We start from the raw sequence: 20,840 nt of genomic DNA, 5'->3' as shown, positions 1-20,840 counted from the left end.
TGTAAATGAGTGTAATGAATGACGACAAATGCGTGAAATAACAGGCATTTGTAACTGAATATGTACTCCCACTTTATTAAGGGCCTAGTGGATGAATAATCCGTGAAGGTTCAAGTCCTCTCGGCCGTATCAATGATACCAAGGATTTTGCTGCCCTTCGTTATCATCTTTCAAATATCCTTTCGATCTCAATGAAAAGTCTCGTCTGCTTTTTTGAAAATGGATTTATAAACTATAAACCTTCTGCAGCAATTGCCTTTCCTACGGTATTTGCCCTTCTTATTTTCTTTAAAGGTTCGTACATTTCCGAGTTGAAAAAAGCTTCAATGTTCTGTTTACTAGGAAACTTGAGAATCACAAGTCTTTTAGGCTTCCAATCTCCCTCCATGACAGTTGTGTTGTCATCTTGAACGATGGGGTAACCACCGAAATGATTGACGACACTAAAAATACGATCTTCATATTCTTTGAAGTTATCTGGGTTAGTAATATCAATATCAATAACTAGATAAGCACTCAAAGTAACACCACCTTAGTTGATTTGGAAAGGGCTGAGTTTTATCTCCTCGTTTTCTAAGACCCCTTTCTAGATAAAAGTATACAGACTTGATACAATTCAAGTAAATTAACTATAATTGATGATAATATTCAAAATAAATGAATGTTAGGTGGGTTAAAATGGAGATTCGCCAGTTAATCACGTTTCAAACTGTTGCTTCCACATTGAACTTTACACGAGCAGCTGAAGTCCTCAACTATGTACCATCCAATGTCACCATGCAAATACAAGCTTTGGAGGAAGAGTTGGGCGTTCGTCTAATAGACCGCTTGGGAAAACAAATCATCCTTACAGAAATAGGAGAAAGATTCCTCATACATACGAAAAAAGTCTTAAACGATCTCGAAGAGGCGAAGCTAGCCGTTAAAGAAAATAATGAAATAACAGGCACCATTACGTTTAGTGCCAATGAGATAGTTTTAACCTACCGATTACCTGCCCTTTTAAAAGAGTTTAGATCCTTATATCCAGGTGTTCGTTTAATGTTCCGTTCCTTTCCAAATGAACAATTGAAACAAAGTCTTTATGAAGGGAAGACTGATGTAGTGTTTCTTTTGGATGAACCGCTCGTTACGACAAGCCTCCTTTCAAAAACATTAAGGAGTGAGGCATTTCGACTTCTAGTCTCATTGGATCATCCTCTTGCCAAAAGGAAAAAAATCAGCGGCACAGATCTTCAAGACGAAGTATTCCTGCTGACGGAAAAAGGATGTACATTCCGTACATTGTTTGACCAGTTACTGGAGAGAAAAGGGATCGAAGGAATAACTGACATGGTTTTTTGCAGTGCCGAAGCTATCAAGCAGTGTACTATGGCGGGAATGGGAATAGGTTTTTTACCTGAAGTCGCTGTTAAATCCGAACTTGAGAGAGGAGAATTGGTTTCTCTTCCATTGAAGATGTCGAATCCAAATTTCAAGACTCAAGTGATTTGGCATAAGGATAAGTGGATATCCCCTGCAGTAAGTGCATTCTTAAATGTTGCCGAAAGGGTTCTTGACGATTCAATACAAACCATAATTTCGTGAAAATATTTATAGACAAGCATGAAATAGGTTACTTAAACAGTAAGCATGTCTCGCTTTTTAATGAGATGTGCTTTTTATTATAAAAAAGAACAACAAGGTGTGTTAGAAAAAATAAATTTTTCTGAAAATATTGCATGCGATATATTTATGCGATATATTACATGTAACAATAATTTAATTGAGGTGATACAAATGCCAGTACCTAAAAATTTTTCCTCACCAGTTCGGATGACTGCTAAAGAACGAGCACTTTCCCAAATTCAGAGATGGATTATCGACGGTACTCTACAACCTGGTGAGAAGCTAATAGATGCCGAGCTCGCAGAATCTTTGGCTGTAAGTAGAACTCCTATAAGAGAAGCTTTTCAACTTTTAGAAGTTCAAGGCTTGGTTTCAATGTATCCAGGTAAGGAAACTCGTGTTTCGAATATTCAGAAGAGTGATATTTTTCATTTATATCCTACGCTTGCATCTCTTCATGCATTGGCAGCTGAATATACTGCAAATAACATTTTACCTGAGCAAATAGAAAAGCTAAGAGAATTAAATATACAGTTTAAAAAGGCAATTGAAAGTGGACAACCTTATCAGGCAATGGAACTAGATGAACAATTCCATAACTTAATTATAGAAATATCGGAAAATCCATACATTGCTTCGTTTAGTGAATCCCTACAAATTCATATTAGAAGATTTAAATATGTCTTTTTAAAACAACCTATCAAAGAAACTTTAAATTCAGTAAATGAACATGAGTCCATAATAACTGCTTTAGAAAATAAAGATGTACAAAGAGTTTCGGAGTTAATGAAACAAAATGTAATCAGACCGATGCATGAACTAACTAAATTATTTAAGGAGAAAGAGAATAATGAGTAATAAAAGAGATTTGAGAATTCGTAGTAAAGTCATTAGTGAGGGTGTGAACCGAGCACCTAATCGTGCCATGTTGAGAGCTGTTGGGTTTCAAGATGAAGATTTTAAAAAGCCAATGATAGGAATAGCGAGTACATGGAGTGAAGTAACTCCTTGTAATATGCATATTAATGATTTGGCAATACAAGCAAAAAAGGGCGCCAAGGATAATGGGGGCGCACCTTTAATCTTTAATACCATTACCGTTTCAGATGGCATTTCCATGGGACATCATGGCATGTCTTATTCTTTGCCTAGCCGAGAAGCTATTGCGGATACAATTGAAATTGTAACAAATGCAGAGCGTTTTGATGGCATTGTTGCAATTGGTGGGTGTGATAAAAATACCCCTGCCTGTTTAATGTCTATAGGACGCATGAATTTACCTGCTGTTTATATTTATGGGGGGACCATTCAACCTGGACAGTTAGATGGAGATAAGGTGGATATTGTAAGTGCTTTTGAGGCTGTTGGTAAATACCATGATGGTAAAGTTACGGAAGATGAATTACATAAAATTGAATGCAGTGCATGTCCTGGAGCTGGGGCTTGCGGTGGAATGTACACAGCAAATACAATGGCAGCGGCTGCTGAAGCGATGGGAATAAGTCTTCCTGGCTCATCTTCCACTCCTGCTATATCCCCGAATAAGGCTATTGAGTGTGAAGAAGCTGGCAAAAGGGTTCTTGATCTTCTAGAAAAAGGTATTTTCCCTAGAGATATCATGACCAAAAAAGCATTTGAAAATGCGATTACGGTTGTCATGGCTCTGGGAGGTTCAACTAATGCTTTCTTGCATCTTCTCGCGATAGCACATTCAGTTGAAGTAGATTTAAACTATGATGATTTTGAACGTATTCGCAAAAGAGTCCCTCATATCGCAGACTTAAAACCGAGTGGAAGATATGCTATGCAAGACCTAAATAATATAGGTGGGGTTCCAGGTGTCATGAAGATTCTTCTTGAGAAGGGACTCCTTCATGGTGATTGTATAACCGTTACAGGTAAGACATTAGCAGAAAACTTAGCGGAAGCTAAGGACTTGGATCAAGATCAAGATGTTATTCGCTCTTTTGATAATCCATTAAAGCCTAATGGACCATTAATTGTATTGAAAGGCAACTTAGCTCCTGATGGGGCGATTGCTAAAATGTCTGGTATGAAAAGATCACGATTTATTGGTACAGCTAAGGTTTATGATAGTGAAGAAGCGGCAACAGAAGCCATTATGCGTAATGAGATAAAAAAAGGGGATGTTCTTGTTATTAGATATTCGGGTCCAAAGGGGGGACCTGGAATGCCTGAAATGCTGTCAGTAACAGCTTTAATTGTAGGAAAAGGACTAGGCGGTGAAGTTGCCCTGATTACAGATGGAAGATTTTCTGGTGGATCTCACGGTTTTGTAATTGGACATGTTGCACCTGAAGCACAAGTAGGTGGTCCAATTGCTTTTCTTAAAAATGGTGATATCGTAACCATTGATAGTGAAAGTCAGGAAATTTCATTCAACATTACAGAAGAAGAATTGCAACACCGTAAGGATAATTGGACCCAACCAAAACTAAAAGTATCAACAGGAGCACTGGGAAAGTATGCACGCTTAGTATCAGCAGCATCAAAAGGTGCAGTCACAGACCTATTTGAACAATAGGTTTATAAGGTATTACAATTGTAGATTTTAAAAGAGATTTCGAAGAAACACAAAGTATCGGGAGAGGTTAGTGAAGAACAATTTAGTGAATTAAGGATGTTGTAATATCTGGCTATTTGATTTTAAATGACAACTTTCTGGAGTAACGAAAAAAGCCCAATTTCTTAAATTCAAAGCTGAGAAATTGGACTTTTTTATGTTCTAAAATAGACGTAAAACATAAACACCCAAATCTTTAAAGGTGGGGGAGAGCTTTTGATGATTTTCAAGGTCATCGTAGTTGCCGGCAATGACAAAATGGCACTGTATACGTCTGACAGAATAAAGCTCGTGTTTCTGATAGATATTGTATGAAAGCTCGGCGTAATGCATTGAGATATGTGTTATTTTCATATGATAATAGATTTCGCTTAAAATAAAACTCAGCTTTTTCAATCTTTCGGAGATCGTGGGAATTTTGCGTTCAGCTTTTTTGTAATATGTAATGGCCTTTGTGTATTCACCGTTTCTAAACTCATACATCCCGCGGAAGAAGTTATAATAATATGCCCGCATATTGTCTATTTTATTCAGAATATTATGGCAGTTCTATTCTTTTTTTCTGATGGCAGTGTGTATTCCAAGCTAAATCAAAATAGCCTACTTAGATTATCTTAGGAATTTTGCAAACCTCAATTTAGACAAACACAAACACGTTTGTCTGGATTAGGAAATATAGGTGAAGATAAGTAAAAAAGATTTACAAACTTTCTAGCGCATCCAAAGAGATAAATCTAAAAGAGCTGGGATAGGGGGGACAAACAACAGAATTCCGTATACTCTGTTGTTGTACTATGTAAATGTTCAAAAGCCATTTAGGAGCGTCGACCTTTGATAATCCATCATATAAAAGTGTCATCCGATGTATTCGATGTCTTGTTTAACAAAGGCTAGTGAAATTCAACATCCAGAAAACGATTATAAAGTCGGTGATAAATTATTCATCCGTGAATCAAACGGTGATCGAACATTCCATTTTTGTGTTTAATATGAGTTTTCTTGATTTAGCACACTCCCTTAATAAATGCATAGGATACTATCACAAAAATTTAAAATTGTGGGGATCAAAAAATGTACTATTACCCTTTTTCGCCTCAATGTTATTATTATGTGACTGTACCGATGTATAACGATGGAAGATCTGTTTATTGGACTATTCCAAATGAGATGGAGCACGTACACAGATGTGCCGATTTGCGCTCTTCATATGAAGATAGAAACCTTCTCTTGAAGGATTATGGACCAAAACCATTCGTTGTAAATATCAATCGAGCCACAAAACAAAACAATACGTTCCGTACTGCTTTATGGACAGGAAAGCATTTTCAAGTTACTTTGATGAGTCTTGGTATTGGAGAAGATATTGGTTTAGAAATCCATCCTAACGTCGATCAGTTCTTACGGATTGAGCAGGGGCGTGGGATCGTCAAAATGGGAAAGAGCAAAGATCATTTGAACTTTCAAAGAAATGTTTATGATGATTCTGCCATTGTTGTACCTGCCGGCACTTGGCACAACGTGATGAATACAGGGAATACGCCATTAAAACTTTACTCCATTTATGCTCCTCCTAACCATCCATTTGGTACAGTTCATGAAACTAAAGCAGATGCAGTGGCTGCGGAAGGTTAGCATAGATATTCACAGAATTCTATGTAATTGGAGTCACATCCAGCATGAAACATAGGGAACCAGTACCTAAGAATTGTTTTTATGTAAATGAAACCCAATGTAATATCCAAGCAGTCTTGTGCTAATTTTAAAAGTAATTGATAAAATAAAGTCGATTTAATAAAATCGGCTTATTTCTTTATTCGAGTCACTTTTTGCAGAATTGGTATTATCGAAAGAATCTATCAACTCAAAGAAAGTAACTTTCACACTTGACTATATACCTACGGGGGTATATTATTGTTTTGTGAATAACAAAGAGTTAATAAGGTGGTGTAACTCGTATCAATTATTTAGTTATTGCATTCCTGCTTATTTTTGTGATTATCATTGCAACGTATAGACGTTATTATCCTATAACCGGAATCTCTTGTATCCATAAAGATAAATTAAAGCCTATGGACATGACAATATTAGATATTCGCCATTATAACGATGTACCCAATTTTTCGGATGATATTATTTTAAACATCCCATATGCGTATCTAAAACGTTTTTATTTAGAGATCCCACGTGATAAAATACACATAATAGCTCGTGATCGGGTGGAATTAAATTTAGGAGTGCGTTTTCTAAAGCGCAAAGGTATCCATGTAAACAGTTATGAACTGGCAGCATGTAAATGTAAAAATAAATGAAAGAAAGGATTTCATTGATATATGGAGTATGATCAAAAGATTAAAAACCGCTTACGACGGATAGAAGGACAAATTAAAGGTGTATTGACTATGATGGAACAAGGAAAAGATTGTAGAGAGGTTGTGACCCAATTAGCAGCTTCCCGTAATGCTATCGATCGAGCGATGGGTTTAATAGTGAGCACAAACCTTGAACATTGTGTTCGTGAAAGTTTAGAAAAAGGCGAAGACACACAAAATTTAGTAAAAGAAGCAGTCGACTTGTTGGTAAAGAGCCGATAAAAATTCATCAACCTATATTTAAGGTTGACGAATTTTTATATGCGTTATATTATACCCCTACCGGTATTTAAAGAGTTGAATAATAGCAGATCTTTCGAAAAAATTTTTTTGACTTCGATTATACCCCTAGGGGTAATTAGTTAGGAGAATAAACATGACAGAACAAACAAAACGCACAACAATTGTTTTATTTAGCGGGGATTATGATAAAGCAATGGCAGCCTATATTATTGCAAATGGTGCAGCTGCCTACGATCATGAAGTGACGATCTTCCATACTTTTTGGGGATTAAACGCTTTACGTAAAGAAGAGCTGATTCCAGTGAAAAAAGGATTTCTTGAAAAAATGTTTGGAAAGATGATGCCTCGTGGTGCTGATAAGATGGGTTTATCTAAAATGAACTTTGCAGGTATGGGCCCTAAAATGATTAAAAATGTGATGAAAAAGCATAATGCACTTACTTTGCCTCAGTTGATTGAGATGGCTCAAGAACAGGGGGTAAAGCTCGTAGCCTGTACGATGACAATGGATCTTCTTGGTTTACAGGAAAAAGAACTATTAGATGATATCGACTATGCTGGTGTAGCAGCTTATTTGGCAGATGCTGAGGAAGGCAGTGTCAACTTATTTATCTAATGTTACTCATTGCTAAATAAATGAAGGGAGGTTATAACACTACACTATGGATAGTGGCGTAATGTTCAATATCTTACTCATTTTATTTTTACTATGGTTCGTATTTCGACGTTTTTTATCATTGCAAGGTGTTAAACAAATAACAACTGCTGATTTAAAGTCAGAGCTGAAAAATAAAGACATACAGTTTATAGATGTGCGAACACCTTATGAGTTTCGTACAAGGCATATTAAAGGGTTCAAAAATATTCCCTTGACTAACTTGCCTCATCTAACTAATCAGCTTTCGAAAGACAAAGAAGTTTTTGTTATCTGTCAAAGCGGAATGAGAAGTTTAAAGGCAAGTAACATATTGAAGAAACAAGGATTTAAAAACATCACAAATATAAAAGGGGGTATGAATACATGGTATTAACTTCTAGAGGGAAGCTTTTTGCATATTTATATACCCCCACCCCTATATGAGAAGAGGAGGAAAAAATGATGAAAGCAAATATTGTACTAGACGCTAAAGGTTTGGCGTGTCCAATGCCTATCGTAAAAACGAAGAAGAGTATGAAGGATTTAAAAGCTGGTGAAGTATTGGAAATTCAAGCGACAGATAAAGGTTCTACAGCAGATCTGGAAGCATGGGCAAATAGTACAGGTCATGAATATCTAGGTACTGAAGCAGAGGGGGAAATACTTCGTCATTTTCTTCGAAAAGGAGGAGAGCTTTCAGCAGAAAATGCAGCTTCAATTCCTGAGATTTCATTAGAAGCTTTCAAACAGAAAGTGGATAGTGACGAGTCTCTTAACATTTTAGATGTACGAGAGATAGAGGAGTATGAAAATGCTCATATTCCTGGAGTTGTGCATATCCCTCTAGGTGAAGTGGAAAAGCGCTCTAACGAATTAAACAAAAATGATGAAATTTATATTATCTGCCATTCGGGAAGAAGAAGTGAAATGGCGGCCCAAACCATGAAAAAACAAGGTTTTAAAAAGGTTATTAATGTTGTCCCCGGTATGCGGGATTGGACTGGTAAAACAGAAAAAGGAGGCATGTAAACATGACCGTTCAAGCACTTACCGCAAAAGAAGTCACACAAAAAATCTTTAACAAAGAATCTTTATTTATCCTGGATGTGCGTAATGAAAATGATTTTAACGATTGGAAGATTGAAGGACATTATTTTGACTATTTAAATGTACCGTATTTCGATCTTTTAGATGGCGTAGAAGATATCTTGGAGAAAATTCCTTCTGATAAAGAAGTGCTGGTCGTTTGTGCAAAAGAAGGTTCATCCGTCATGGTATCCGAAATGCTTTCTGAAGCAGGTCATTCTGTATCCTATCTTAAGGGCGGAATGAAAGCATGGAGCGAACATTTAGAGCCGGTAAAAGTCGGGGATTTAAAAGATGGCGGTGAGATGTATCAGTTTGTTCGAATCGGTAAAGGCTGCCTGTCATACATGGTCATTTCCGATGGTGAAGCGGCGATTATTGATGCGACACGTATGGCGGATATTTTTATAGACTTTGCGAAAGAGAAGGGTGCGGAGATTACTCACGTATTTGATACACATCTTCACGCGGACCATATTTCAGGCGGCAGAGTCATTGCTGAAAAAACAAAAGCAACCTACTGGTTACCGCCTAAAGATGCTGAAGAAGTGGCATTCGATTATCAGCCGTTGGAAGAAGGAAATGACATGATCATTGGAAATACAAAGATTAAAATTCAACCGATTTATTCTCCGGGGCACACGATTGGGTCCACTTCTTTCATTGTCGATGATCTGTATCTTCTTTCAGGTGATATTTTGTTTATTGATTCAATTGGCAGACCAGACTTAGCCGGTATGGCAGAAGATTGGGTAGGAGATTTAAGAAAAACGCTTTATAGCCGTTACAAGTCGTTATCAAAGGATTTAATTGTATTACCTGCACACTTTATGATCATTGACGAGCTAAATGAGAATGGAAGTGTTGGTAAAAAACTAAGCACGTTATTTAGCGAGAACCATGGTTTGAACATTGCGGATGAAACAGAATTTAGACACCTAGTAACAGATCATTTGCCTCCGCAACCAAATGCATACCAAGAGATTCGAGAAACAAACATGGGGAAAATCAGCCCAGATGAAGAAAAACAGCGTGAAATGGAGATTGGTCCAAACCGCTGTGCAATACGGTAACACAAGTTTCTATTAAAAAGAGGAGAGATGAACATGAAATCAGATAAAGTATTAGACGCAAAAGGCCTGGCATGCCCAATGCCAATCGTCAGGACAAAAAAAGCGATGAATGAACTGGAATCAGGTCAAATATTAGAAGTGCATGCAACAGATAAGGGAGCTAAAAGTGATCTTGCAGCTTGGTCTAAATCAGGCGGGCATGACCTTTTAGAGCAAACTGATGAAGGCGATGTATTGAAATTCTGGATTAAAAAAGGCTAATGAATGGAAAGGGTATCGAATAAAAAGATACCCTTTTCCTTTGAAAGGAGGAAACCAAAGTGGATATTGCCTTTATCACAACTCTTTTCACTATAGGGTTTATTGGTGCCTTTATTTCTGGAATGATTGGTATTGGCGGAGCAGTTATTAATTATCCAATGCTATTGTACATTCCTTCTTTAATGGGAGTGATGTCATTAACTGCCCATGAAGTGTCAGGGATAGGGGCTATTCAAGTTTTCTTTGCGACACTTGGCGGTGTTTGGGCTTATCGTAAGAGTGGTCTTCTAAATAAAGCATTAATTATTTACATGGGAAGCAGCATCCTTTTAGGGAGTGTATTGGGGAGTTACTTTTCTCATTATATATCTGAAAAAGGAATTAACTTTATATACGGTATTCTGGCTATTTTAGCAGTTATTTTAATGTTTATACCTAAAAAAGGACAAGAACAAAGCGAAGACAAAGAAGTGATATTTAATAAATGGTTGGCTTCGTCCCTAGCGTTTATCATTGGTGGTGTATCGGGTGTTTTAGGAGCTGGCGGCGCCTTTATCCTGGTCCCCTTTATGTTATCAATTTTAAATATTCCTGTTAGAATCACAGTCGCTTCATCTCTTGCGATTACATTTCTTTCATCTATTGGCGCAACAGTTGGAAAAGTAATCACGGGCCAGGTTCTTTTTGTACCAGCTCTGGTTCTTATGATTGCTAGTTTAATTGCTTCTCCTATTGGCGCATCAGTTGGGCAAAAAGTAAATACAAAATTCCTGCAATGGATTTTAGCGCTATTAATAAGTGCGACAGCTATTAAAATTTGGTTAGAGCTGATATGAGTCAGCGGGTAAAATGAAAGATTAAAAGATTCATCACTCGTTGGTTTCTTATTAATGTTATGACACTTGGCCATGTTCAATAAATGTTCCAAGTATTTGATAAAATTCATTTTGATAATGGTGACTTGGACAAGTCTTGACTATAGTACCTTGAAATACATTTGACTTAGTGGCGTCCAGTGGAATTAGGACAACGTTAAGAAAATAAAAAAACCATAACTTCACCTTTGATCATTTTTTAAATGTTTTAATCCTGATTGGTTTAATGGGTATTAATGAGTTAATATAAATTATGTCAATTTTGTATAATAGGCTGTATGGCATGATTTCAAATGCTTGAAACGGCGTGCTTTTGTAACTGATAATATACCACTTTTGTTGAGGGATTCGAACTAAAAAGAAGATGCCAAACTATATGGGTATCTTTGTTTGCTTTAGAGTTATTATATTTGAATATCATGACATGGCACCAACAACACGTTATTAAGCATATAAAAAAGAAGCAACTACTTAGGCAGCTTTTGCTGTCTTTTAACACCATATCATATCACCCTCATATGTAATATAATGTTGCCAACCCATATTGGTTGATTCCTTTAAGAGACGTGGCACTGAGGAGGGAATGATAGATGGTTTATTTCGTAATGTTTTTTTGTTTTGCTATTACACTACATAATATTGAGGAGGCTATTTTGTTACCTAAGTGGTCACAACAACCTTCAAAGTTTCAAAAGCCAGTAACCTCGAATGAATTTCATTTTGCTGTCATTGTTATAACTATGTTGGCTTATTTATCTGCATTTGGTTTTTTATATATGCCAGAATCAGATATTGCAAAATGGATTTTCATTGGCTTTCTAGGTTCTATGGTTATCAACGCTATTTTTCCACATCTTATCGCAACTGTTTTAATGAAAAAGTATGCACCTGGACTTCTCACGGGCTTATTGCTTAATATTCCAGTAAACTCATTAGTCATTTATCAAATGTTTTTAAAGAATTTGATTGTATGGAAGGAGTTAATAATATCTACGTTGGTTGTAGGAATTATTTTATTAGCACTTATTCCATTATTATTTAAAGTTGGTGATAAAGTATCTCCTTAATGAGTTTGAATTGATTAGAATTGAGGAAGATATTAAGGGACACAAATTAGAGGTCAAGATAAAATGGAGTGAAACAAAAGAAAAAACAACAGTATTTAAATTAGAAGAGAAAAAGTTTTTGAATCTAGATTTCTAAAAATTTGCAATGAAATTATTAAAAGGCAGCTGAAACTGGTTGCCTTTTGTGGTTATTTTAAGAGAGACATGGTACCAATGGCAGATCGAATTAACTGATGCTGACAAGAATCGGCTTGTTTTCGTGTTTCGCTTTTTCGAAGGCTTCTTCTCCCCAAGGGCACCAGTTTACACGGTTGTGAGCATGTTAAGTAAGGAGACTTCTCAGCATTGGGTCTATTGTGCGGGCATGGGATCACCTTCTTTCTTTATGATTTATTATCGAGTATGATTTTCTTTATTTGGTATACCGCAAGCTATATCTTTATAGTCTTGTTCTGAGGACTTCTAATCTATTTGTGAATAAAGCAACTACTTAAAGGGTATTCAGATGGAGTCAATATAACTTACCAACAACACATTTGGTGTTTTTTTATTTATCCTACCTAGTGAAGGTCATCTCATTAGGACAAACAGCTGTTACATAGCATTGCCAAGGGGTGATGCACATTCTATGAGGTGATAATCATAAGAGGGTCCGCAAGCTGAACAATGTTATTAACGATGGCTATAATTGAAAATGGAAATGTTGTAAGGGTGTCGTGTAAGCACAAGCGATCAAGAGGGCGAGCATCGACAGCCAGACCGGAGCCTGCATGAAGAAAGCAGGAACGAGGATGCTCTGAAGTTTGACAATGAATGCTTTTCTGGAGAGCTGTTAGAACGTCCGGCTTTGAACTGCTTAAGGGAGGGTGTCAGTAAGGCCCCATAAGCCAAATCATCTGCTATGATCCAGACTGTCTTTCTCGGAGAGCATATCAGTGATGACAAAAATGATGTTCCCTTCGCCTTCTTCCGCTTTTTCCTTCTCCGCCCGATAAAACTCATGAAACATCTTCATCAGCGCCCGCTTTTCAATCCGCGATACATTTCGGCTGTCCAAGCATATGTTATAAGTTCCGCTGTGTTTAAGTGCGAAGCTTGTAACAGGTTTAAATGAAAGCCTGATGTCTAAAGCTTCGGCAATCCGTTCAAAATTAATTTGTTCAGACTCTGTCATATCAATCTTCCATATAAGCTTTCGATCCAATTCTCTAAATGACTGTTTGTATACCTCAAGATGAAAAAACTCCTTAAAGACGACAATCTAAAAATGGGATTCGTTTAAATATTATAGGGAAATCATGACTTTTTTTCATAGGAAATGCGTCCAAGTAGATAGGGAATGAATCCATTTAATAAGGACTGTTATCGTAAGTATGATGATTTTAACACGCATCTGGATTTCTCTAGAAAAGTAAAGGTCTTTAGGGATTTATGTCAAAATAATAGTAAGTACCTTATGCAACAAACAGGGAGTTTGGTTGCTTAATAAGGAGGGGGAAGTATGAAAAAAAATATTCACATATTGGGAGCCTCTGGTGCCGGAACGTCAACATTGGGTGCTGCATTATCAAAGCGTTTGCCTCATACGCATCTTGATACTGATAATTACTATTGGTTAGATAAATTCACTAAAAAAAGAGAAATTCCTGAAAGAAAAAGGTTGCTTGAAAAAGACTTAACAATAAATGAGAAATGGATTCTTTCTGGTGCAGTGTGTGGCTGGGGCGATAATCTAAAAAGTTATTTTGACCTTGTCGTCTTCTTATGGATTCCACAAGATATACGGCTTGAGAGATTAAAGCATAGGGAATTTCAGCGTTATGGAAATGAAGTGTTAGCCGGTGGCAGTAAATATGAACAATCAAAAGCATTTTTAGAATGGGCTTCTTTATATGACACTGCTGGAATGGAAGTTAGAAGTAAAGCATTACACGAACATTGGATGGCAGATTTATCTTGTCCAGTGCTAAAGATTGAAGGCGATCACTCAGTCAATGAAAGAGTTGACCGTGTCTTGGATTATTTGAATTCTAATTAAACTAACGGATAGCGATAGCTACATAAGAAAATAAATTTAAAAATCAAAGAAAGTACCAGTATGGCATTTACTGAGCTGTTTTTTTATATCGCTATCAGTATGCTGTTGGAGGGGTTAAATATCAATAAAAAATTTCTTAAAAAGGTTAATGATTGTACCAATTCTATTCATTTGTTATGTTATATTTTTAAATCCTGAAGTTATACTTGAAGAGAAATATCCTAATAAGCCTTATAGTTTAACAATCGTAAAGCACGGGACAGGTATATTTTATAAGAAAATTGTTCTAATATATTACAAGATCCACGGAAAAACAGCAGCTGTTGGGGATTTGGTGTTTTTTGAGAATTTCGGCAGGGATATAGATGTTACTTGGGATACGAATACTGATGATGGAACTTGGTGGATAGATAAAAACGTACATTTAACCATGACCTATGCTAAAAATGTTAAGGGGGAATTAGACAAGAAAGATATTGATTTTGATTATGGTACTGTCCAATAATAGTGAAGCAGTTTATTCAAAATAAGAATATACACTAAAAGAACCGCCAGTTGCGGTTCTTTTCTGTTATACAGCTGGTATTAAGTAAAACCAGTCAATGCATATAAGTCCTCCAATCCCTGAAATAAAAAGTAGAACACTGCTCAACTTTGGGTTTGAATAAGACAACAATTGAAGCCGTAAACCGAATACATGAAAAGATCAAAGACCCCCATGCCCCAACAAGAAGGTCGCTGACGGTTTATCATTCAGGACATTGAGTTAACGCTAAGGTTTCAGGAAAATTAGCAGGAACTGTATCAAAAACTAACAAAAGCACAAAATATGTAGAGAGTAGCGTTAAGGCAAAGAAAGTACTTAATAGCTGTACTGAAGTTTCCGATTTTAGGCGAAAAATGGACGATGTCCTGATAATTACATAACTAAGGAGAAGCAAAAAAATTAGGATGGGAAAGCAAAAAAGGTAATTTATCAAAAGTAGCACCGGGTAAAAGTATCGGGGGAGATATATACAAAAACAGAGAAAAGTGTCTTCCTGAAGCTAAAAATAGAGTGTGGCGTGAAGCTGATATAAACTATACCACAGGTTACAGAGGGAATGACAGATTACTCTATTCGAATGATAGATTAATATATAAAACAACAGATCATTATAAAACGTTTGTTAAGTTAAAATAATGGAGGACATAATTTTTAATGAAAAAAATAGTTGTAGATGGAAAAGACTTTGAAAATAAAGAAGGGTTACATAATGCACTAAAAGATAAATTAAATTTCCCAGACTACTATGGGAAAAATTTAGACGCTTTATGGGATTGCCTTACAGGGTGGATAGAATTGCCGCAAACTTTAGTTTGGAGAAATTTTGAGTTGAGTAAAAAGTTTTTAGGTTCATACGCTGATGATGTATTAGAAGTTTTGCAAGAGGTTCAAGAGGAATTAGAAGGTGAGTTTAAAATAATAGTAGAGTAGACTTTCTTTTTTAGTTTTGTGAATTTGAAAAGAGTACCTTAGCGGCTTTACTTGGGTTCAAGAATGCTGCTGAGGTATTTTATTTTTATTAATAATGTTTATTCAGACTTTAAGAGTCAAAAACTAAAGCGAAACTTGAAGAGTTCTTGAAATAAGAAAGGCCCTCTTGAAAAGAGGGCCTTTTTTATAATATTAATCCTCAATATTTTCTATTACCTGTCTAACCATCTCATGTATTTGGTCAAACTGCCATTCTATATCACCTATTACTAAATGTAACTGTAGTAATTCAGAAGTTAGTTTGTCTTTATCTTCAATTTGGCTTAAGTTAGCTAAAATTTTATTCATTCTTTCATCTATTTGCGGAAGTTCTTTAATATTTTCCTCTTCTTCTAAAAGTTCTTCTGTTGAAATTAATGTACTATTATATTTTTCATTCAATTCTTTTAAAGCACTAAAAATTTTATCAATATTTTTCATCTATCATAACCACCTATTTTAATTTTCTTCCAATGGCATTCTTAGTCTTAACTTCGTTCAATGTTCCATCCAAATTCAACACTACTCTTAAATTTCCTCTTTTATCGAAAACTTCTAAATGATCCTTGTGCAAATTATCTAAATAAAATCTATCGCCTTTTTTCAGAAACGGATTATCTAATTTTTTATTAACTTCATAGATTGATTGGCCTTGGAATTGATTTTTTGTTTTTGTAACATTGTTTTTTATAGTTTTTCCAAATTCATCATTAAAAAATTCTTTCATATTCGATACTGATTTAGCTTCACTGGTTACCTTACTACTATTAGCATTTCCCTTAGAACCATGATCAACATCAAAAGACTTTTTAATTTGTTGAATTGTATCTTGTCCAGATTTTTGTAAGTTTAGCACATTTATAGGAACATCGCTAGCTAACAGAAGTTCTTTAGCAAAAGGATTTGGTATTGATTCCAAACCTTTTTTGAAAAGTTTTCCAAAGTCTTTGGTGTCTTTTACTACTTTTTTTGATGCAGATTTACCAACATTCCCGGCACTGTTTACCCCTTTTTTACCCGACTTGCTGATTCCCTCTTCTGCGACTTTCCCCACCTTTGAAACGACGGATCCACTCTTTGTAACAGCACCACCGCCGCCTGATATGAATAAGCTGGCTACATTTAAAGTGAAATATGTGGTGTAGTGCGATTGTGAATACATATCTCCGTGTACAAAGTTTTTGTCCCAGCTTTCTTTTACCTCATCCCAAGTAGAATCCCAGGCTTTTTTATAGTCGAATTCAAAAACGGACTTTATCGTTCCTTTTGGATCTAAACCGAGATCGATCCCGAATTTTGCAATTCCTAAAAGTCCTTCACCAGTTTCCTTCGAAAAATCATAATATGCCATTTGTTTGCCTTTATAGTATTCATATACAGGACCTAGATATTTTTTACCCGCTGCATCTATAGGGGCTAAATATTCTTTAACTGTCTTCTCTGTATTATCTATACCGGCTAATAAACCCTCATATACACCGTCAATCTGCTCTTTCAAAATATCCTTGGTCGCTCGAAGAGGATTATCCCAAAACTCGAGGGATTTAACATACTCTTGTTGTTCAGTGGTGAGGTTGTCGTATCCAATCTCTTTAGCAACTTTTAGATACTCGTCAGGATCATCAACCAACGTATTGAGCCTTTTCTGTAATTCTTTGATTTCCCGTTCTTTTTCTTCTTTCTTTTTAATCGTCAAATAAGCTTCTGTGCGTTTCTCAATATCGCCTTTTTTCTTATGTATATCACTCTCACGGTACGCCTTAGCGTTGTAGTGGATGGGCGTAGCGTTTTTACCTTTGCCCGTTGCTTCTTGGAGCTTTTGAAAATCTGACTTGATGAATTGTTCATTTGGTTCTGACATAGCATATTCTGTCAGTAAATCTTCGTCAAGATCACCTAGTTTTTCAATTGTTTTTTTACGTTTATCATTGGCATCTGCAAGCTCATCCTTGAAGGTTTCTGTTGAAAACAAGTCGAGCGGAAGGATGTCGTCAATGTCATTTAGAATACCTTTCATGGCTTTTTTCTGTTCAGACATGATTGACTTTGATTTTTTATGGGCGTTAGCCAGTTCATGTTCTAGAAAAGATTCTTCAATATAAGTATCAGAGAGACCTTTGTCCTCAACAGCTCCAGCAATGTTGTTAAAAAATGCGATTTTCATGTCAATGTAATCGATCCATTGATCAGTGACACCAACATGATCGTAATAGAATGCTTTAATGTTGTTAGCGCCTTTACCTGAGAATTCGCTGTCGTCCAGTTTAGCGACGCTTTGTAAAGCTTTTCTCAGGTTGACCATTTGCGTCCTTAGTTCTTTATATTCTTTGGCCCGATCTGTAGCTTCAGACATAAGTGTTTTAGCTTCAAAGACTTTCATAATCATATCCTCTCATTTAATTGTATAACAAAATATTACCATGGAAGAATGATGAAACTAAGTGTTGTGTGGATCAAAGGGGGGGAATGAATCATTCGATCTGTGTGCTTTTGATCTAGTTTTTGGGGTTTGACCAGCTTTTGTGAAATGCTTTTCATGGCTAAAATAAGAAAAAGCCGTTATGAAACGGCTAAAGGGAATTAGAACTAATGTTGTTTATCGAATCAAACAAGGAATTCATGAGTAGGTGCTAGAGTTACATTCCGGGATGCTTCCTTCATTTCGCCATTAGACATAGATCCGAAAAAGGCAAGTCCAATTAAAACGGCGGATAAACTGATAAACAATTTAGATTTCATACATGCATTCCCCTTTCGATATTTGCTTTTGAGCATATACCATCTTCTTGAAACAGATGATACTATCCTCTATTTTTCCATTATAATCGAAAAGGTTGCCTCCTAACAATGCCAGATCTTCCAGATAAGGGTATCCTTTGCCATTCTCTAAACGAGAGAAAATGTTGAGGAGTTTAGGTGTATCGCCATTTCTTATATAAAGAACGTCTAATGCTTCAAATAAGTTCATAAAAAGTTCGTCTTTAAAATCTACAGCACTTCTGATTCCTTTGCGGAAGCAATCCATTGCTTGTTCTTTTTTGCCTTGTTTAAAATAAATCAACGCTAGGTCATGATAAGCTTGCGGAAGTACGTCAGAGTTTATTTTTCTGTATTGAACCAAAGCTTGTTCGATGTAACGTGCAGCCTTATTTAAGTTGTCCATTTTGTGATAGCAGTTGCCGAGATTGAAAAATGCAGTGGCATAGATGTGAGTATTTTTACTTTTAAGCAGCTCGGCACCTTTTAAAGCTTCTTGAAGGTGGGGGAGAGCTTTTTCATGATTTTCAAGGTCATCATAGTTACCGGCAATGACAAAATGGCACTGTATACGCCGAACAGAATAAAGCTCGTGTTTCTTATAGATGTTGTATGAAAGCTCAGCGTAATGCATCGAAATGTGTGTCATTTTCATATGATAATAGACTTCAGACAGTTTAAAATAAAACTCCGCTTTTTCAATCTTATCTGAGATCGTTGGAATTTTGCGTTCAGCTTTTTTGTAATATGTAATGGCCTTTGTGTATTCACCGTTTCTAAACTCATACATTCCGCGGAAGAAGTTATAATAATACGCCCGCATATTGTCTAGCTTCTTCTTATGCCCTTCGATTTTCTTTAAATATTCTGAAAGTTCCATTCGGTTTTCATCAGATGGCAGCGTGTATTCCAACATAATTTTATGGCGAAAGGCCATTAGTTGATAATAAATAAGCAAGTCTTGATCTTCTTCCATAACCTCTATATCACGTTCTATTTCAGCCTTTAACATTTCAGCATCCGTAACGTTAAATTTTTGAATATGCCTATGCCATTCATTAATCTTCATTCCCACTTCAGCTGATGTGATTGATATCAAGATATTCACCCTTCCCTTAACTCTACTAGTAATGTAAATATTAACAAGTTTTCTTTCGCAGAAAAAGGCAATAGGGCACCGCAATTTAAATTTTCGGTGAGACCGCAATAACTTTTTTATTACCACAACAATGTCAATGGTCTCTATTCCCATCTAAAACAGTGGATAGACCGTTATAAAGATATGGCTTCAAAGTATCTCGACATTTACTTTGCTTGGTTCTTATTTGTCGATAATTGCAATAACGGAAGCACTAAACAACACATCAAAGAGTTTCTATTAACATCATTTGTATTTGATATGAGGGATACATATGACAGTTTGCGATTGTCAAAAATTCATTGTATAACCTTTGTTCAACTTACCAAGTTCAGTTGACAAGGAAGTTTGTTAAAATTGTGATAAATGTGATTAAATGTTCATATCGGAACATTAGGATTACAGGGAAGGGGAAACAAATACATGTCGATTTACCATAAAGTAATTGGAGAGGGATATCCGATCGTTATGCTGCATGGTTGGACACTTGACCATCAGGTGATGTTAAATGCAATGGAACCGTTATTCGAGAAACGAAGCGGTTGGAAGAGAATATACATAGACTTACCAGGTATGGGGTTTTCTAAGCCGCAACCGTCTATTCAGAACTCTGATGATATTTTAGATGCGATTTTGCGTCTTTTGGACGAGATTATTCCTGGTCAACAGTTTATTGTTTGTGGTAATTCATACGGAGGGTACATTGCCAGAGGTATAGTTCGTTCACGTCAGGAAACAGTTCGTGGATTACTTCTGATGGCACCATTAACTATACCCGAATTCGATGAAAGGGTAGTACCGCAGAAGACTGTTCTAAAAAGAGACAGCGACTTGATATCACATTTGTCTTCAGAGGAGGCGGATGAATTTTGCTCCATGGGGATTGTGCAAGGTAAAACTGAATGGGAGAGGTTTCGAGATGAAATTTTACTTCCTTCTAAACAAACAAATTATGAATTCGTAAACAACATTCGTCAAAATGGATATGGGTTTACCTTCGATATTTCATCTAAACTTGAATATCCCACGCTAATTATCACAGGACGTCAGGACAATGTAGTCGGATACCACGATGCGTGGCGACTAATCGAAGATTATCCAAGGGCAACTTTTGCAGTGCTTGATATGGCTGGTCACAACCTGCAAATCGAACAAACCGATGTATTTAATTCATTGGTTCACAACTGGTTAAACAGACTTGAATCGGAAAATTTTCGGATGGTATAACTTTTCATAAATATGAGTTTACGGTTACAATCACCAATTAGTTAAACAATAATTGAGATAATGAATATTAGGGTTTCCTATAATTTTTAGTATTTATCTGCATTCAATTTTATCAGAGTCTTAAAAAAGAACATCATATTAAACTAAGGTTTTTTTCAAAGATTGTATTGAAGAATTTATGGATTTTAATTAACCTTCTATTGATCAGTTATTACGTGATTGATCCTTTAACTAACTCAATGCAAACCCATTTTCTGCCCAGAACTAATAACAAATCGTTCATATTAGTGTAAATGAAATCTCTCGGTGCTATAAATAAAGGTTTTTGTAAAAAAGATATGATTTTACTAGGTTGAGCGGC

At 36.0% G+C, this 20,840-nt stretch carries 22 protein-coding genes and 6 pseudogenes; 20 read left to right on the top strand and 8 right to left on the bottom strand.

Annotation, left to right across the window (positions count from 1 at the left end; genetic code table 11):
* Window positions 1-232: 232 nt before the first annotated feature.
* Window positions 233-520 carry a DUF1330 domain-containing protein gene (locus BFW96_RS12255; protein ID WP_069839546.1) on the bottom strand — a complete coding sequence of 96 codons (288 nt, stop codon included), beginning with the start codon at window positions 518-520 and terminating at the stop codon, window positions 233-235.
* A gap of 158 nt (window positions 521-678) precedes the next feature.
* Between BFW96_RS12255 and BFW96_RS12250 the strand changes: the two genes are divergently transcribed.
* The 3 genes from BFW96_RS12250 (at window position 679) to ilvD (ending at window position 4,153) form a co-directional block, all read left to right on the top strand.
* Window positions 679-1,587, top strand: a complete 909-nt coding sequence (locus tag BFW96_RS12250; protein ID WP_069839545.1) for a LysR family transcriptional regulator — start codon at window positions 679-681, stop codon at window positions 1,585-1,587.
* Between the two features lie 192 nt (window positions 1,588-1,779).
* Window positions 1,780-2,466, top strand: a complete 687-nt coding sequence (locus BFW96_RS12245; protein ID WP_069839544.1) for a GntR family transcriptional regulator — start codon at window positions 1,780-1,782, stop codon at window positions 2,464-2,466.
* Complete coding sequence (gene ilvD / locus BFW96_RS12240; protein ID WP_069839543.1) at window positions 2,459-4,153, top strand: dihydroxy-acid dehydratase; 1,695 nt, start codon at window positions 2,459-2,461, stop codon at window positions 4,151-4,153. Before BFW96_RS12245 ends, ilvD begins: the two co-directional genes overlap by 8 nt.
* Window positions 4,154-4,384: 231 nt before the next feature.
* Here ilvD and BFW96_RS12235 read toward each other — a convergent pair.
* Window positions 4,385-4,776: pseudogene (locus BFW96_RS12235) on the bottom strand (aspartate phosphatase); the annotation flags it as partial.
* 134 nt (window positions 4,777-4,910) lie between these two features.
* Here BFW96_RS12235 and BFW96_RS12230 point away from each other — a divergent pair.
* The 11 genes and pseudogenes from BFW96_RS12230 (at window position 4,911) to BFW96_RS12180 (ending at window position 11,803) form a co-directional block, all read left to right on the top strand.
* Window positions 4,911-5,027, top strand: coding sequence for a hypothetical protein (locus BFW96_RS12230; protein WP_139123539.1), 117 nt, complete (start codon window positions 4,911-4,913; stop codon window positions 5,025-5,027).
* A 236-nt stretch (window positions 5,028-5,263) separates the two neighbouring features.
* Window positions 5,264-5,824: a cupin domain-containing protein gene (locus BFW96_RS12220; protein WP_069839541.1), complete on the top strand. Its 561-nt coding sequence runs from the start codon at window positions 5,264-5,266 to the stop codon at window positions 5,822-5,824.
* A gap of 359 nt (window positions 5,825-6,183) precedes the next feature.
* Window positions 6,184-6,501, top strand: a complete 318-nt coding sequence (locus BFW96_RS21900) for a sulfurtransferase (protein WP_080375751.1) — start codon at window positions 6,184-6,186, stop codon at window positions 6,499-6,501.
* Between the two features lie 21 nt (window positions 6,502-6,522).
* Window positions 6,523-6,783, top strand: a complete 261-nt coding sequence (locus tag BFW96_RS12215) for a metal-sensitive transcriptional regulator (protein ID WP_003237170.1) — start codon at window positions 6,523-6,525, stop codon at window positions 6,781-6,783.
* 154 nt (window positions 6,784-6,937) lie between these two features.
* Window positions 6,938-7,420 (top strand): DsrE/DsrF/DrsH-like family protein, encoded by a 483-nt coding sequence (locus tag BFW96_RS12210; RefSeq protein ID WP_024572226.1) that lies wholly within the window; start codon window positions 6,938-6,940, stop codon window positions 7,418-7,420.
* A gap of 46 nt (window positions 7,421-7,466) precedes the next feature.
* Entirely contained in the window at window positions 7,467-7,835 is a 369-nt protein-coding gene (locus BFW96_RS12205) for a rhodanese-like domain-containing protein (protein WP_069839540.1), read from the top strand.
* Between the two features lie 65 nt (window positions 7,836-7,900).
* Window positions 7,901-8,470: a sulfurtransferase TusA family protein gene (locus BFW96_RS12200; RefSeq protein WP_069839539.1), complete on the top strand. Its 570-nt coding sequence runs from the start codon at window positions 7,901-7,903 to the stop codon at window positions 8,468-8,470.
* Window positions 8,442-9,600 (top strand): annotated as a pseudogene (locus tag BFW96_RS12195) (MBL fold metallo-hydrolase). The gene BFW96_RS12200 and the pseudogene BFW96_RS12195 overlap by 29 nt, the downstream one beginning before the upstream one ends.
* A 33-nt stretch (window positions 9,601-9,633) precedes the next feature.
* Window positions 9,634-9,861 (top strand): sulfurtransferase TusA family protein, encoded by a 228-nt coding sequence (locus BFW96_RS12190; protein ID WP_012116896.1) that lies wholly within the window; start codon window positions 9,634-9,636, stop codon window positions 9,859-9,861.
* 59 nt (window positions 9,862-9,920) lie between these two features.
* Window positions 9,921-10,697 (top strand): sulfite exporter TauE/SafE family protein, encoded by a 777-nt coding sequence (locus BFW96_RS12185; protein ID WP_069839537.1) that lies wholly within the window; start codon window positions 9,921-9,923, stop codon window positions 10,695-10,697.
* Between the two features lie 629 nt (window positions 10,698-11,326).
* Window positions 11,327-11,803, top strand: a complete 477-nt coding sequence (locus BFW96_RS12180) for an HXXEE domain-containing protein (RefSeq protein ID WP_069839536.1) — start codon at window positions 11,327-11,329, stop codon at window positions 11,801-11,803.
* Between the two features lie 201 nt (window positions 11,804-12,004).
* On the opposite strand, the pseudogene BFW96_RS22095 reads toward BFW96_RS12180, so the two are convergent.
* A pseudogene (locus tag BFW96_RS22095) lies at window positions 12,005-12,125 on the bottom strand (DUF255 domain-containing protein); the annotation flags it as partial.
* A gap of 651 nt (window positions 12,126-12,776) precedes the next feature.
* Window positions 12,777-13,036: pseudogene (locus BFW96_RS12175) on the bottom strand (ImmA/IrrE family metallo-endopeptidase); the annotation flags it as partial.
* A gap of 268 nt (window positions 13,037-13,304) precedes the next feature.
* Between BFW96_RS12175 and BFW96_RS12170 the strand changes: the two are divergent.
* The 4 genes and pseudogenes from BFW96_RS12170 to BFW96_RS12160 all read left to right on the top strand — a co-directional run bounded on the left by BFW96_RS12170 (window position 13,305) and on the right by BFW96_RS12160 (window position 15,318).
* Window positions 13,305-13,841, top strand: coding sequence for an ATP-binding protein (locus tag BFW96_RS12170; protein WP_069839535.1), 537 nt, complete (start codon window positions 13,305-13,307; stop codon window positions 13,839-13,841).
* 148 nt (window positions 13,842-13,989) lie between these two features.
* Window positions 13,990-14,346, top strand: coding sequence for a hypothetical protein (locus BFW96_RS12165; protein ID WP_069839534.1), 357 nt, complete (start codon window positions 13,990-13,992; stop codon window positions 14,344-14,346).
* A 492-nt stretch (window positions 14,347-14,838) separates the two neighbouring features.
* Window positions 14,839-15,024 (top strand): annotated as a pseudogene (locus BFW96_RS21120) (ribonuclease domain-containing protein); the annotation flags it as partial.
* A gap of 18 nt (window positions 15,025-15,042) precedes the next feature.
* A complete protein-coding gene (locus BFW96_RS12160; protein ID WP_069839533.1) occupies window positions 15,043-15,318 on the top strand; it encodes a barstar family protein in 276 nt (91 codons plus the stop codon).
* A gap of 192 nt (window positions 15,319-15,510) precedes the next feature.
* On the opposite strand, the gene BFW96_RS12155 is transcribed toward BFW96_RS12160, so the two are convergent.
* The 4 genes from BFW96_RS12155 to rapE form a co-directional block, all read right to left on the bottom strand.
* Window positions 15,511-15,798, bottom strand: a complete 288-nt coding sequence (locus tag BFW96_RS12155; RefSeq protein WP_040082400.1) for a hypothetical protein — start codon at window positions 15,796-15,798, stop codon at window positions 15,511-15,513.
* Between the two features lie 13 nt (window positions 15,799-15,811).
* Entirely contained in the window at window positions 15,812-17,737 is a 1,926-nt protein-coding gene (locus tag BFW96_RS22090) for a ribonuclease YeeF family protein (protein ID WP_069839532.1), read from the bottom strand.
* 224 nt (window positions 17,738-17,961) lie between these two features.
* Window positions 17,962-18,096, bottom strand: a complete 135-nt coding sequence (gene phrE, locus BFW96_RS12145) for a phosphatase RapE inhibitor PhrE (RefSeq protein WP_014114495.1) — start codon at window positions 18,094-18,096, stop codon at window positions 17,962-17,964.
* Window positions 18,086-19,213, bottom strand: a complete 1,128-nt coding sequence (gene rapE, locus BFW96_RS12140; RefSeq protein WP_069839531.1) for a response regulator aspartate phosphatase RapE — start codon at window positions 19,211-19,213, stop codon at window positions 18,086-18,088. The genes phrE and rapE overlap by 11 nt, the downstream gene beginning before the upstream one ends.
* 117 nt (window positions 19,214-19,330) lie before the next feature.
* On the opposite strand from rapE, the pseudogene BFW96_RS21115 reads away from it, so the two are divergent.
* Window positions 19,331-19,591: pseudogene (locus tag BFW96_RS21115) on the top strand (hypothetical protein); the annotation flags it as partial.
* An 84-nt stretch (window positions 19,592-19,675) separates the two neighbouring features.
* Entirely contained in the window at window positions 19,676-20,479 is an 804-nt protein-coding gene (locus BFW96_RS12135; protein ID WP_069839530.1) for an alpha/beta fold hydrolase, read from the top strand.
* Window positions 20,480-20,840: the final 361 nt, after the last annotated feature.

This window comes from Bacillus sp. F56 (assembly GCF_001748205.1).
Classification (GTDB): domain Bacteria; phylum Bacillota; class Bacilli; order Bacillales; family Bacillaceae; genus Bacillus; species Bacillus stercoris.
This window is presented reverse-complemented; position numbering and strand designations above follow the sequence as displayed.